Source organism: Terrabacter sp. P5_B1 (genome assembly GCF_056400505.1).
Genome location: NZ_JBFULD010000084.1, coordinates 1 through 13,388 on the forward strand (window position 1 = coordinate 1; position 13,388 = coordinate 13,388).

11 protein-coding genes and 1 pseudogene are annotated in these 13,388 nt (G+C 71.7%); 2 read left to right on the plus strand and 10 right to left on the minus strand.

What is annotated here, in order from left to right; all coding sequences use genetic code 11:
- Positions 1-227: 227 nt before the first annotated feature.
- The 10 genes from AC1DP0_RS08345 to AC1DP0_RS08390 all read right to left on the minus strand — a co-directional run bounded on the left by AC1DP0_RS08345 (position 228) and on the right by AC1DP0_RS08390 (position 12,618).
- Positions 228-1,169: an N-acetylglucosamine kinase gene (locus AC1DP0_RS08345; protein ID WP_478083596.1), complete on the minus strand. Its 942-nt coding sequence runs from the start codon at positions 1,167-1,169 to the stop codon at positions 228-230.
- Positions 1,166-2,074, minus strand: a complete 909-nt coding sequence (locus tag AC1DP0_RS08350) for a carbohydrate ABC transporter permease (RefSeq protein WP_478083598.1) — start codon at positions 2,072-2,074, stop codon at positions 1,166-1,168. The genes AC1DP0_RS08345 and AC1DP0_RS08350 overlap by 4 nt, the downstream gene beginning before the upstream one ends.
- Positions 2,071-2,970 carry a carbohydrate ABC transporter permease gene (locus tag AC1DP0_RS08355; RefSeq protein WP_478083600.1) on the minus strand — a complete coding sequence of 300 codons (900 nt, stop codon included), beginning with the start codon at positions 2,968-2,970 and terminating at the stop codon, positions 2,071-2,073. Before AC1DP0_RS08355 ends, AC1DP0_RS08350 begins: the two co-directional genes overlap by 4 nt.
- Before the next feature lie 34 nt (positions 2,971-3,004).
- Complete coding sequence (locus tag AC1DP0_RS08360; protein ID WP_478083601.1) at positions 3,005-4,324, minus strand: extracellular solute-binding protein; 1,320 nt, start codon at positions 4,322-4,324, stop codon at positions 3,005-3,007.
- A 71-nt stretch (positions 4,325-4,395) separates the two neighbouring features.
- Positions 4,396-5,325: an N-acetylmuramic acid 6-phosphate etherase gene (locus AC1DP0_RS08365; RefSeq protein WP_478083603.1), complete on the minus strand. Its 930-nt coding sequence runs from the start codon at positions 5,323-5,325 to the stop codon at positions 4,396-4,398.
- A gap of 137 nt (positions 5,326-5,462) precedes the next feature.
- Positions 5,463-6,362, minus strand: a complete 900-nt coding sequence (locus tag AC1DP0_RS08370) for a MurR/RpiR family transcriptional regulator (RefSeq protein WP_478083605.1) — start codon at positions 6,360-6,362, stop codon at positions 5,463-5,465.
- A gap of 99 nt (positions 6,363-6,461) precedes the next feature.
- Positions 6,462-7,727: a serine hydrolase domain-containing protein gene (locus AC1DP0_RS08375; RefSeq protein WP_478083606.1), complete on the minus strand. Its 1,266-nt coding sequence runs from the start codon at positions 7,725-7,727 to the stop codon at positions 6,462-6,464.
- A 41-nt stretch (positions 7,728-7,768) separates the two neighbouring features.
- Positions 7,769-9,091 (minus strand): exo-beta-N-acetylmuramidase NamZ family protein, encoded by a 1,323-nt coding sequence (locus AC1DP0_RS08380; protein WP_478083608.1) that lies wholly within the window; start codon positions 9,089-9,091, stop codon positions 7,769-7,771.
- Positions 9,092-9,128: 37 nt separating this feature from the next.
- Positions 9,129-10,946 (minus strand): glycoside hydrolase family 3 protein, encoded by a 1,818-nt coding sequence (locus tag AC1DP0_RS08385; RefSeq protein ID WP_478083610.1) that lies wholly within the window; start codon positions 10,944-10,946, stop codon positions 9,129-9,131.
- Between the two features lie 124 nt (positions 10,947-11,070).
- Positions 11,071-12,618, minus strand: coding sequence for an ATP-dependent DNA ligase (locus AC1DP0_RS08390; RefSeq protein ID WP_478083611.1), 1,548 nt, complete (start codon positions 12,616-12,618; stop codon positions 11,071-11,073).
- A 175-nt stretch (positions 12,619-12,793) separates the two neighbouring features.
- Between AC1DP0_RS08390 and AC1DP0_RS08395 the strand changes: the two genes are divergently transcribed.
- Complete coding sequence (locus tag AC1DP0_RS08395) at positions 12,794-13,033, plus strand: hypothetical protein (protein ID WP_478083614.1); 240 nt, start codon at positions 12,794-12,796, stop codon at positions 13,031-13,033.
- 242 nt (positions 13,034-13,275) lie between these two features.
- Positions 13,276-13,388, plus strand: a pseudogene (locus AC1DP0_RS08400) (SDR family NAD(P)-dependent oxidoreductase); the annotation flags it as partial.

Below are 13,388 nucleotides of genomic sequence, written 5' to 3' on the forward strand. Positions count from 1 at the left end.
GGACGGGCCGCCGAGGGCGAGCACGGCAGCACAGACGAGACCCGTGAGCCGGCACCATGAAGCGGACATGTCAGAACCTCTCGAGCACAGCAGTCGTTCGGGTGGGCCGTTGGTCCCTGTTGCCTAGGCGCAAAACAGGCAAACCGCCCGTGCGACGGTACCGTGCCTGGTCGCCCCACGCGTCCCGAAAGCCTCATTCGTCCCTGTCGTTCTGGCCGCACGCCAGTTCACCGCAGGAGAAGGTATGCCGGGTGCTCGGGGACGCCACCTGTGTCCCGCAGGTGCCGGGCCAGGTGCACGGCCCCGTCGAGTGCTCCGCCGTGGGCGGGGGAGCGCACGACGCCGGCCTCGGCCAGGCGCGCATCGAGAGCCTCCGCGACGGGTGCGGCCGCGAGCAGGCCGCCCGTCGCCGCGAGGAGCGGGTCGGGGAGGCCGTCGGCGGCACGGAGCAGCGAGACCGCCAGGTCGGTCCCGGCCTGCACGCACAGGGCGTGCGCGACCGGGTCCGTCACGGCGGCCGCTGTCACGAGGGGCGCGACGGAAGCCAGTCGCTCGGGTGCGTCGGCGGTCGTCATGACGAGCCGCGGCCATCCCTCGGGGGTGCCGAACAGGTCGGCTGCGGCGCTCAACAGGGTGGCTGACCCGTCGGGCAGGCCGTCGTGGGCGCGCAGGGCCGCGCGGAGGCCGGCCATGCCGAGCGCGGCCGCGGATCCCGCGTCACCGAGCACGTGTCCCCACCCGTCGACGCGGCGCCACTGCCGGTCGAAGTCGGTGCCGAACGCGACCGCCCCCGTGCCCGCTGCGACGACGGCCCCCGGCCCGATGCGGCCGGTCGCGCCGACGAGGCCCGCAACCGCGTCGCTGACGACGACGGTGCGCCGTGCACCGAGCCCCTCGACGACCGAGCGCAGCACCGACGCCCGATCCGCGAGGAAGAGCAGGCCCCGCATCGACCACACGACGACCTCGGGCTGCGATGTGCCAGAAGCGTCCTCGGTGGCAGCCCCGTGCAGCAGGGACCGGGCGTCGGCCACGAGGGCGGCCACGTCGATGCCGTCGGCCCCGACCCGCGCCCCCGGCGCGGTGAGCACGGGACCCGGGCTGCCGGCATACGTCCGCAGGCGCAGACCCGAGCCGCCGACGTCGACGGCGACGAGCGGGCCCGTCACTTGGCCATGCCGGCGGTGAGGCCCGCCACGATCTGCTTCGTCGCGACGAGGAAGAGCACGATGAGCGGGATGGTCGTGATGACCAGCCCGGCGAAGACGGCCGAGTAGTTCGTCGCGTTCTCGCCGAAGAAGTTCGTCAGACCGACGGGAAGGGTGTACTTCTCCTCGCGGCGCAGCAGCACGAGGGGGAAGAGGAAGTCGTTCCAGATCGGCACGAAGCGGAAGACCGCGACGGTGGCGAGCGCGGGTCGCACGAGCGGCACCATGATCCGCCAGAAGGTCTGCCAGCTGCTCGCACCGTCGAGGGCAGCCGCCTCCTCGAGCTCCTCCGGCAGCTGCCGGAAGAACGTCGTCAGGACGAAGATCGAGAAGGGGATGCCCGAGGACGCGTACATCAGCATGAGGCCGAAGCGCGAGTCGATGAGCCCGAGCCCGTCGAAGAGGTAGAAGATCGGCAGGATCGCGAGGTGGATCGGCAGCATGAGGCCCGAGAGGAAGAGCGACTCGAGCCACCGGAAGATGCGCGATCGGCCGCGGGCCAGGGCATACGCCGCCATCGTCGCGACCGTGGTCGAGATCGCGACCGCGCCGACGGTGACGGCGAGCGAGTTGCCGAAGTACGTCGCGAAGTTGCCCGTCGTCCACGCCTCGACGTAGCTCGCCGTCGTCGGGGGAGCGGGCAGCCCGAGCGGATCGGTGACGAGGTCGGCGTTCGAGCGGAAGCTGTTGCTGACCATGAGCAGCAGCGGCACGAGCGCCAGGGCGGCATACCCCCAGAGGAGCAGGCTCGCGCCCGGGCCGCCCACGGGACGGGTGGCCCGCGGGGGGCGGCGTCGGCTGCTCTGGGCGGGACGGGTGGCGGCCAGCTCCTGCGGCACCTCGGTGGTGGCGACGGCGGTGGTCATGCGGTGATCCTCCGCTCGTGACGGCGCAGCACGGCCGTGGCGGCGTAGGCGCCGCCGAAGATGATGAGGAAGAGCAGCGTCGCCAGGGCCGACGAGCTGCCGATGGCATCGGTCGCGCCGGAGTCGAATGCCGTGCGGTAGAAGAGCAGCGAGACGAAGTCCGTTGAGCCCGCGGGGTTTCCGGTCGACCCGCCGAACGCGTAGGGCAGCGCGAAGGCCTCCATCGCGAAGATGAACGTCAGCACCGACACCGTGCCGATGGCGGGGACGAGCAGCGGCAGGGTGATCTTGAAGAACGCCTGCCGGTTGGTCGCCCCGTCGACGCGTGCCGCCTCGGTCAGCTCCTCGGGCACGCCGCCGAGCGCCGCGCCGTAGAGCAGGACCGGGAAGCCGATCCACTGCCACACGCTGACGAGGATGACGACCCAGATCGCCGTCTTCGGGTCACCGAGCCACGGCAGGGCCCACGACTCGAGCCCGATCTTCGTCAGCAGCGTGTTGACCGGCCCGAACGTCGGCGACAGCAGCAGGGTCCAGAGGTAGCCGATGACGATCGGGCTGACGAGGTAGGGCATCGCATAGAGCGTCTGCAGGATCCGGCGGCTGCGCGGACGGCTGTAGAGCAGGTAGGCGATCGTCAGGCCGAACGTGTTCTGGATGAGCATCGTGCCGAGGAAGAAGAGCACGTTGTGCAACAGCGCCTGCGGCAGGTCGGTCGTGAACGGGGCCCTGGTGAAGAGCGTCACGAAGTTCTGGACCCCCGCGAACCCTCCGCGGGTCGTGCCCTGCCACGAGAAGAAGGCGTACGAGAACGCCGTCACCATCGGGTAGAGCACGAACACCGCGAAGAATGCGAGGGCCGGGGCGACGAAGACCAGGCCGGTGCGGCGCCTCATGCCGTGTCTCCTGCTGTGTCTCCTGCGGGATCCGTCACGCGCTCGGCTTGAACCAGGTCTTGACGCCGGTGTCGAGGTCCTGGCTCACCGCAGCGGCGTCCTTGGAGCCGAGGAGCAGCTCCTGCAGACCCTTGCCGAGCAGCTCGCCGCCGGAGGGGGACCCGTAGCGGAAGTCGGTGAGCAGCAGGTAGGGCGACCCGGAGTTCTCGTAGTTGTCGCTCATCTGCTTGAGCAGCGGGTTGCTGGGGTCGACACCCGGCACGGCCGAGATCTGCTTGATGTCGTCGCCCACCATCTGGCCGAACTCCTTGGAGGTCATCCACTTGACGAGCTCCGTGGCCTCGGCCGGGTGCTTCGACTTGGCGGAGACGCCGAAGTTGCCATCGGCCCATCCTGCCGTGGTCGCGGCCGAGCCGCTCGGCGAGCCCGGGGCCGGCGGCACCTGGAAGATACCGATCTTCATGGCGGGGTTGGCCTTCTGCAGGACCGACAGGTCGAAGCTTCCGCCCGGGATCATCGCGGCCTTCTCGGCCGAGAACAGGGTCTGCGCGTCGGTCTGGGCGACGCCGGTGACGTTCTTGGGCATGTACTTCGCGAGGTCGCCGACGACCTTGACGGACGCGACCCAGTCGGGGTCGGTGAAGGACTTCTTGCCCGAGAGCACGTCGCTCTGGAACGCCTTGCCGCCGAAGCGCGCTCCGGCGAGCACCTCGTGCACGATCGGGAGCGTCCAGTCGTCCTTGGCGCCGACGGCGATCGGGGTGACGCCCGCGCCCATGAGCTTGTCGTTGGCCGCGATGAACTCGGCCCATGTCGTGGGGGCCTTGAGGCCGGTCTTGTCGAACAGGCCCTGGTTGTAGAACATCTGGACCGTCTGGCGGGCGAGCGGGACCGAGTAGGTCTTGCCGTCCTCCTTGCCCTTCGCGCTCGCGACGACGTTCTCGTCCCAGCCGGACAGGTCGACCTTGCCGTCGAGCGGCAGCAGCGACTTGCTGGCGACGGTGCCCTGCAGCTGGCCGTAGGAGCGCACCTGCGGCACGTCGGGGCCGTTCGAGCCGGCGAGTCCGGTCGCGAGGATCTTGTTGTACTCCRTCGCCTTGAAGGCCTTGAACTCGACGTGGACCTTCGGGTGGGACTTCTCGYACGCCTGGAAGATCTTGTTGTATGCCGCCTCGTCCTCCACGCGCCACGACCACACCGTCAGGGTCACCTTGCCGTCGCTGCCCGCATCGGCCGAGCCCGACGAGGAGGGCGAGCAGGCAGTCACGAGGAGTGCGCCGGAGAGCGTGGCGATCGTGAGGACCGTGCGGCGTGCGCGCCGGGACGAGCCGGGCGGGCGTGAGGCGAACGTCATGGTGGTGGTGCTCCTGTCGGGTTCTGCGAGGCGCCTGGGCGGCGGCACGGGTGGGTGGGTGCGGGTCGGTGTCAGGGGGTGGGCGCTGCCGGAACCTGGCCGCCAAGGGCGTCCAGTGCCCTCGCGACGGAGCCGTCATGGGCGGCGATGGCGTCGCGTGCGGTGCCGGCGTCGACGCCCGCGAGCAGGGACAGCAGGGCGGGCTTGAGCTCGCCGTCCGCCGCGTCGAGGGCCTCGCGGGCCTGGTCCGCACCGGCGCCGGTGGCTTCCCGGAGGATGCGCAGCACCCGGCCGCGGAGTTTGGCGTTCGTCGCGACGACGTCGACCATGAAGTTGCTCCACGTGCGACCGAGCCGGATCATCACGGCCGTCGAGAAGGAGTTGAGGACGAGCTTCTGGGCGGTGCCGGCCTTGAGCCGCGTCGACCCGGTCAGGGCCTCGGGACCCGTGCGCACGGCGAGCAGGATGTCGGCGAGGACGGCGAGCTCGGCGTCGGGGTTGGCCGTGACGAGGGCCGTCACGGCACCGAGCTCACGAGCCCGCGCGAGAGCGCCGGCCACGAAGGGTGTCCGGCCCGAGGCCGTGAGGCCGATGGCGACGTCGCCGGGAGCGAGGTCGGCGGCCTCGGAGCGGCCCAGGTCGGCGTCGTCCTCGACGTTCTCGACCGCCTGGAGGAGGGCCTCCGGTCCGCCCGCGTGGTGGGCGACGACGAGACCGGCAGGTGCGTTGAAGGTGGGTCGCAGCTCGGCTGCGTCGAGCACGGCGAGGCGACCGGAGGTGCCGGCACCGAAGTAGTGGACGGCGCCACCGGCGCGGAGCGACTCGACGGCCCGGTCGACGAGGTGGGCCAGCTCGGGCAGGACCTCGCTGACGGCGCCGGCGACGGTCGCGTCCTCGGCGTTGAGGGCATGCAGGATGTCGAGCGAGGTGTCCGTGTCGATGGACGTCGTCCCCGGATGGCGCTCCTCGGTGGGGGCGTTCACGGTCACCTCGCTGCTCACCCGAGCGAGGTTAGTTTCCCACACGCCCAGCGTCAATGCCGTAAATGAGTGACATTCTTGTCACGGCGACCCGGACCGAGGCTCCCGGGGCCCACCCGGACGAGTGCCCGCCTTCCCACGCCCCCGACCTCGTCGGGTCAGTCGGTGACGTGGTGGCCGGCGACGGCTTCACGGGTGTCGGCGACGGCCTTGCGGACCCGGCGCAGGTTGCGCTGTGCGACCGCGATGTAGAGGCAGTCGACGACGGTGAGGGCCGCGATGCGACTCGCCGTCGCTCCCGAGCGGAGGCTCGTCTCGCGGGCCGCCGTCGTGAGCAGGAAGTCGGCTCCGGACGCGAGCCGCGACAGTGGGAAGTTCGTGATGGCGAGGGTGCGCGCACCGGTCGAGCGGGCTGCCGCCAGCGCCTCGATGGTCTCGGTCGTCGTGCCCGAGTGCGAGATCCCGACCGCGACGTCGCCGGGGCCGAGCAGGGTGGCGCTCGTCAGGGCGATGTGCGGGTCGTTCCAGGCGAAGGCGACGATGCCGATGCGGTGCAGCTTCTGCTGCAGGTCGGTCCCGACGATCGCGCTCGCGCCGATCCCGTAGATGTCGACGCGACCCGCCTTGGCGATGGCAGCCGCGGCGGAGGCGAGGGTGTCACGGTCGAGCTGCTGGGCGGTCTCCTCGACGGCGCTCGCGTCGGCGAAGGCGACCTTGGCGATGATGTCGTCGATGGTGTCGCTCGCGCTGATGTCGGTGCCGTTGCGGCTCATCGTGCGCGGGTGCGCCGACTCCTCGGCCAGCGCAAGACGCAGCTGCGGATAGCCCGGCAGCCCGAGCCGACGGCAGAAGCGCAGCACCGTCGTCTCGGACGTGCGCGCCGCCGTGGCGAGCTCGCTGATGGTCAGGCCCGCGGCACGGCGTGCGTCGGCGAGGACGATGTCGGCGACCCGGTCCTCTGCGGGCGACAGCGACGGCTTGATCCCCCTCAGGCGGATGAGCAGCGATGCGCTCGCGGCGCCTGCGGGAGACGCGCCGCCGTCCTCGGTCTCGGGCATGGGCCTACGCTACGGCGTCGCGACCGGTCGGCTGCCAACCGGCTGACGTCAGCGCGTCGGGGCGAAGCTCGCCGTCGAGGAGCACGCCGTGGCGCCCCGTCACCCGGATCCCGTCGCGGGCGACCCCTCGACCGCGGTGGCGACCGGGGTGCCCACCGGGGTGGTTCGCGTCGGGCTCGAGGCCCCAGCGGAGCAGCTGGGTGCCCGGCTCGAGCGCGGCCCGCGCCTCGACCCAGCGTCGATCCGGAGGGCGCTGGCCAGCCCGTGAGCCCACGCGCGGCGAGCGATGTTGACCGATCCCCAGTCGCGAGAAGGGTGCACGCGGTTGGTCAACAGGATCGCGAAGGAGTGGCTGGCGAAGTCGATGACGATGGAGGTGCCGGTGTAGCCGGTGTGCCCCGCGCTGCATGGGCCGGAGAGGGCGTCCATGTACCACCGCTGGTCGAGCTCGAAGCCGAGCCCGTGCGAGTCGCCGGGGAAGGCCCGGTTGAAGTCGGTGATGAGCTGCTCGACGCTCGAGTGCTCGAGGATCCGGTGGCCGCGGTAGGTGCCGCCGTCCAGGAGCGCCTGCGACAGGATCGCCAGGTCGTCGGCGGTCGAGAAGACGCCCGCGTGCCCGGCGACGCCGCCGAGGGACCACGCGTTCTCGTCGTGGACCTCGCCGCGCACCATGCCGCGCGGTGGGGCGGCCTGGTACTCGGTCGCGGCCGTGCGCGACCTGTCGGTCGGGTTGTAGCCGGTGTCGTCCATCCCCAGGGGCCTGGTGATGTGCCGGCGCACGACGGCGTCGAGCGGCTCCCCGCGCAGCCTCTCGACGAGGACTCCGAGGGTGATGAGGTTGAGGTCGCTGTAGCGGTAGGTGGAGCCGGCCGGGTCGTCCAGCGGATGGTCCAGGACCGCCTCGATGCGCGAGGCCTGGTCGGGCCATGCGCTCCACAGCGGCAGCCACGACGCGTAGCCCGAGGTGTGCGTCAGCAGCTGGCGCACCGTGACGGCCTCCTTGCCGTGGGCGGCGAACTCCGGGAGGTATGCCGCCACCGTGCTCTCGAGGGAGACGTGCCCCTCCTCGATGAGCTGCACCACCGCGATCGAGGTGAAGAGCTTGGAGACCGATGCGAGGTCGAAGATCGTGTCGGTGCGCATCGGCTCCCACTCGTCGCGGGGCAGCTCGTTCGTCGCGTCGGCGTAGCGCACGGCCCAGCCGCTCACGTCGCGAGCGACGATGCGGCCGTCATGTCCCATGATCCCCACCGCGCCGGCGAAGAGCGGGTGCCCGCCGGGGGCGGCCTGCTCGCACGCCTGGATCTGCGCGACGGACTCCGCGATGGGGCCGGGGTCCAGGCCCAGGGACGCTGCGTCTGCCACGTCTCGATGGTGCACCAGATCTGCCAACGGGTCCCGGCCGCTCAGTGTGCCGGGCCCCGGTAGAGGAGGTACTGCCGGCGCCGGGCGTCGAAGGCCGCGAGCTCGTCACGCCAGGCGCCGACGACCTCGTCGGCGGGAGCGCCGGCCGAGATCTGCGTGCGCAGCCGCTGCGAGCCGGTCAGCTTGTCGATCCAGTACGGGCGTGCCGGGTCGTAGGAGTCGTAGCGCCAGTCGAAGTCGGGATACAGCGTCTTGGCTGCGACGAGCATCTCGACGGCGGAGCGGATCGGGTCGAACGTCGAGGGGTCGGTGACGTGGAGCTGCACCCCGCCGCAGACCTTCCCGGTGTGCTTGCTGAAGGTCGGGGAGAAGTAGGCCTCGCGGAATCCGACGCCCGGAAGGCCCAGCGACCCAAGGCGTTCGGCCCACTTGTAGTCGACATAGGGCGCGCCGATGAGCTCGAACGGGCGCGTCGTGCCGCGCCCCTCCGAGAGGTTGGTCCCCTCGAACATGCCCGTGCCGGGATAGACCAGCGCGGTGTCGGGCGTGGGCATGTTGGGACTCGGCATGACCCACGGCAGCCCGGTGACGGCATACGGCACGTCCCGGCGCCAGCCCTTGACCTCGATGACGGAGAGCTCGGCGAGCCGGCGCCCGGCGTCGGCCGCGAGGAACTCGCCGTCGAGGTAGCGGGCGAGCTCGCCGACCGTCATGCCGTGGGCCTGGACGATCTCCTTGGCGCCGACGCCCGAGGTCCACGGCGTCGTCATCATCGGGCCGCGCGCCGTGCCGCCGACAGGGCTCGGCCGGTCGAGGACGACGAAGCGGGCGCCGACGGCGACAGCCGCCTGCATGGCGGTGTACATCGTCCAGATGTAGGTGTAGAACCGCGCGCCGACGTCCTGGATGTCGAAGACGACCGTCTCGACCCCGGCGGTGCGGAACATCGTCGTCATCTTGGCCGTGTTGGCGCCGTACGCGTCGTAGACCGTGATCCCGGTCCGCGGGTCGGGGTGGGTGCCCTCGGAGTCGCCGGCCTGCGCGGTGCCACGGAACCCGTGCTCGGGCCCGAAGACGCCGACGATGTCCACGGCACCCGACTCGTGCATCTCGTCGACGATGGTGCGCAGGTTGCTGAGGATGCCGGTCGGGTTGGTGATGACCCCGACCTTCTGCCCCGCGAGCATCGACCAGCCGGCCGCCGCGGCGTTCTGGGCGCCCGTCGTCACCGGGTTGTTCGGGTAGTTGCTGGCGTATGCCGTCTGGCCGGGCTGCGCTGCAACGGAGCCCGCCGCTGTCGCTGGGAGCGCGACGGCGCTCAGGGCGCCGGCGGTGAGCAGCTGCCTGCGGTTGAGGTTGGTCATCTGGAGCTCTCCGATCGCGTTTCTGCCGGGCCGGCGGTCAGTAGGTGAGGCCGTGGCCGAAGGGGTAGAGCACGGTGTTCGCGTCGCCGGCGACGGGAATGTCGACCGGGAGGGTCGCCGTGGGGGAGACGTCACCGACGATGACGCGAGCGGCGGCCTCGATCGCGACCGGGCTGTAGGAGTACGTCGCGACGTAGGTGGGGGCGGCCGTGAAGCAGGCGATGTCGTAGGGATCGCGGACGGCGACGACGACGACCGTCCTGCCGGTGCCGAGCAGCTGCTTGACGAGCTTCTGCTGGCCACCCCGCGGGTCCGTGACGCTGGTGTCCCAAGCCTTCATGGTCGTGACGACCACGACGTCCTTGTCAGCGGCTGCCGTGACCGCCGAGGCGACCTGCGCATCGGTCGGTGAGGCCCCGGTCTGGACGGTCTGGACCGTGGCCCCCTTGGCCGTCAGGGCCGCCGCGAAGGTCGCCGTCGTCCCGACGCCGTAGCCGGTCACGAGGACCTTCTTGCCGCTCGGGGCGATCGGCAGGGCCTTGGCGTCGTTCTTGACGAGGGTCGTCGTGCGGTCGGTGACGGAGTCGGCCGCCGCGAGGTGGGCGGGGGTACCGACGACGGCCGACACGGCGGCCGGGTCGGCGTACGGGCTGGCCACGATGCCGCGGCGGTACTTCAGGCTCAGCACGCGGCGCACCTTCGCGTCGAGCTCGTCCTTGGTGATGCGGCCGCTGCGGACGGCGTCGAGGACGGCGGCGAAGGCATCGTCCATCGCGGGCGTCATGAGCAGCTGGTCGACGCCGGCCAGGAGGGCCCGCACGGCGACCTCCGCGTCGCCGTAGAGGTCCCGGACGCCCTGCATGGCAAGGGAGTCCGTGATGATGACGCCCTTGTAGCCGAGCTCGCCGCGGAGCACGCCCGTCATGATCGACTTGCTGAGCGTCGCCGGGTTGCCCGAGTCGTCGAGAGCCGGGAACGACAGGTGCGCGGTCATGATCATGTCGATCTGCTCGTTGATCGCGGCCTTGAAGGGCGGCGCGTCGATGGCCTCCCACTGCTCGCGCGTGTGGGTGATGATCGGGAACGCGACGTGGCTGTCGGTCGCCGTGTCACCGTGGCCCGGGAAGTGCTTGCCGCAGGATGCGACCCCGCCGTCACGCTGGTAGCCGGCGACCTGGGCGGCCGCGAGCTGCGCGGCGAGCTCGGGCCGCGACGAGAAGGACCGCGTGCCGATGACCGGGTTGAGCGGGTTGACGTTGACGTCGCAGTCGGGCGCGAAGTCGGTGTTGACGCCCATCGCCAGCAGCTCGCGGCCTGTGATCGCGGCGGCGGTGCGCGCGTCGGGGGCGCTGCGGCCGGCGCCGAGGGCCATCGAGCCGGGGAACTGCGTGGCCGGTGGCCCGATGCGCGTGACGACGCCCTGCTCCTGGTCGGTGGCGATCTGGAGCGGGATCCGCACMTTGCTCGGCTGCGTGAGCGCTGCCCTCTGCAGGCCGTTGGACAGGCCGACGATCTGGTCGGGGTTCTGCACGCTGTCGGTCCACGCGAAGTAGATGACGCCGCCGAGGTGGTACTTCTGCACGACCTCGGCCGGGCTCGCGACGCCGTAGAGCGGGAGGTTCCGGCTGTCGGGCGTCGTCGCGTCCCTGCCGTAGACGTTCTGGATGAAGAGCTGGCCGACCTTCTCCTCCACCGTCATCCGGGCCATCGTCGAGGTGACCCACCCGTTCTCGGCAGCCGGCGGCGTGGCGGACGCGCTCGTGGCCGCGCGGGCGCTACCGGCTGCGGCGCCGGCCGCCGCGGCAGCGAGGCCGCCCGCGATGACGGAGCGGCGGGAGAGATCGGACATGGACATGGGGGCCTCCGGAAGATGTGAACAAATGACGTGTTATGTCCTTGGTTTGGAACTTACCTACGTCACGAGGCATCGGCAACAGATAGCGAGGAGGACCCGGGGACATCGCCGGGCCACCCGGCGCTCACCAGCCGGCGAGCTCCCGGACGGTCTGCACGGTGTCGATCTCGGACACGGGCTTGTCGTCGCGGTAGCGCAGCACTCGGGCGAAGCGCAGCGCCATGCCGCCCGGGTAGCGGGACGACTTCTGCACGCCGTCGAACGCGATCTCGACGACCTGCTCGGGTGCCACGGTCACGACCCAGTCGCCGCGGTCGACGGCGAGCTCCTGGAAGCGCTCGGTCTGCCAGGCGAGCATCTCGTCGGTCATCCCCTTGAACGTCTTCCCGAGCATCACGAGCTCGMCGGTCTCCCCGTCGCGGGCGCCGAGGTGGATGTTGGACAGCCACCCCTTGCGGCGTCCGCTGCCCCACTCGACGGCGAGCACCACGAGGTCGAGGGTGTGCCGGGGTTTCACCTTGACCCACCCGGGACCGCGCCGGCCGGCGGCATACGGCAGGGCGGGGTCCTTGACGACGACCCCCTCGTGGCCGGCGGCGACGAGGTCGGCGAAGAACCGCTGGGCCCGCCCGGGGTCGTCGGTGCTCTCACGCGGCACCAGCCACGCCGGTGGCACGGTGCGCGCGAGGTGCTCCCAGCGCACGCGCGCCGGCACGTCGAGGAGATCGGCGCCGTCGAGGTGGAGCACGTCGAAGAAGAACGGTGTCAGCGGCACCTCCTCACGCAGCCGGCCGACATCGGCGCTGCTCGCCGTGCGCGCGCCCGTGACCTGGAAGGGCTGCGGGCGGCCACCCTCGCCGAGCGCGATGACCTCGCCGTCGAGCACGAGGGTCTCGACGTCGAGGGCGGCGAGCGCCTCGGTGATCTCCGGCATCCGTTCGGTCACCTCGTCGAGCGTGCGGGTGAAGAGGCGCACGGTGCCGGGGCTCGTGCGGTTGTCGACGTGGGCCTGCAGGCGTATGCCGTCCAGCTTGGTCTCGACGACGACCTCGCCTCCCAGCGTGGCGAGGGCCGCGGCGACGTCGGGCGCCGAGCCGGCGAGCATCGGGCGCAGGGGCCGGCCGACCTCGAGGGTCAGCGCGTCGAGAGCCTCGGCCCCGCCGGTCAGGGCCGCGCGCGCGACCGGGCCAGCGAAGCCGGCGACCATGACGGCCCGGCGCACCGCGGCGTCCGGCACCTCGGCCGCCTTCGCGACGGCCTGGAGCATCACGCCGTCTCCGGCGCCCTGACGCGTCTCGCCCGTGATGAGGCCCCGCAGCCAGGCCTGCTCGTCGGCGGTGGCACGGGCGAAGAGCRCACGGACCGCGCTGGAACGGGCGGTGCCGGAGCCCGACCCGGTGATGGCGGCGATGCTCGTCGCGGTGCGGTCGACCTCCTCGACGGTCAGGGTGGACTCCGCGGCGGGCTCCGGCAAGCCCTGGAGCCCGCGCCAGCTGACGCCGATGCGCCGCTGCGGCAGCACGCCGGACAGATGGGCGGTGACGACCTCGATGACGTCAGGGCCGTCCTGCGCCGCCCGCCGCAGGCAGGCTGCCAGCGCCTCGACCTTCGCGGTGCGGGACGAGGTGGCCGCGACGGCCTGCGAGGTGGCGACGACGTCGGAGAGCTGCATGACGTGATCTTGCCCCGCCCCACCGACACGCAACCGTCGAAAGGCCACGTGTTGCCGCCTCTCACTCGTCGAGAGGCCACGTGTGGCCGCGTCGAGCTGGTCGAGAGGCCACGTGTGGCCGCGTCGTGCTGGTCGAGAGGCCACGTTGGTTCGGGGCGGGGCTAGATTCACCCCCGTGGGTGAGATCCTCGGCCGCGCCTGTGGACTCGCGCGGACGGTCGCACTCAGTGCCGCCACCGCGGCCGGAGCCGTGGCCGTCGTCGCCCGGACGACACCCTGGCCCTCCGCGCTCATGATCCGGGCGGTCTTCGGCCCCGGGGCCGCGCGCTCGGGCGCCGCGCTGGCCAGGCACGTCCCGGGTGACCTCGTCGAGATGGTCGACGAGGCATACGACACGCGTGGCCCGACGGGTTAGACCGCGCTGTCGCCTTCGTGCACCGCGTCGCCGGCTGACGCCACGGGGCGGCAAGACGTGGCCTCTCGAGGGGTGGGAGGCGGCCACACGTGGCCTCTCGACGGGTGGGAGGCGGCAAGACGTGGCCTCTCGACGGGTGGGGAGAGGCGGGGGAGTGGGCGGGCCACTTGACGGGAGAGGGGTCTTGTCGTCAGGGTAAGCAAGCGCTTAGTCCACTCGCGAGGAGCAGCATGCCCGACACCGCCGTCGTCACCGGGGCCGCCCGGGGGATCGGCCGCGCCATCGCGACCCGACTGGCGCGCGAGGGCTGGCAGGTCGTCGTCGCCGACCTCGACGCTGCCGAGCTCGACGCGGT

What these genes read in the sequence shown, in the direction of transcription:
- AC1DP0_RS08350 (WP_478083598.1), bottom strand. Translation starts at nt 2,074, where the DNA reads ATGACCACCGCCGTCGCCACCACCGAGGTGCCGCAGGAGCTGGCCGCC.
- AC1DP0_RS08355 (WP_478083600.1), bottom strand. Translation starts at nt 2,970, where the DNA reads ATGAGGCGCCGCACCGGCCTGGTCTTCGTCGCCCCGGCCCTCGCATTC.
- AC1DP0_RS08370 (WP_478083605.1), bottom strand. Translation starts at nt 6,362, where the DNA reads ATGCCCGAGACCGAGGACGGCGGCGCGTCTCCCGCAGGCGCCGCGAGC.
- AC1DP0_RS08380 (WP_478083608.1), bottom strand. Translation starts at nt 9,091, where the DNA reads ATGACCAACCTCAACCGCAGGCAGCTGCTCACCGCCGGCGCCCTGAGC.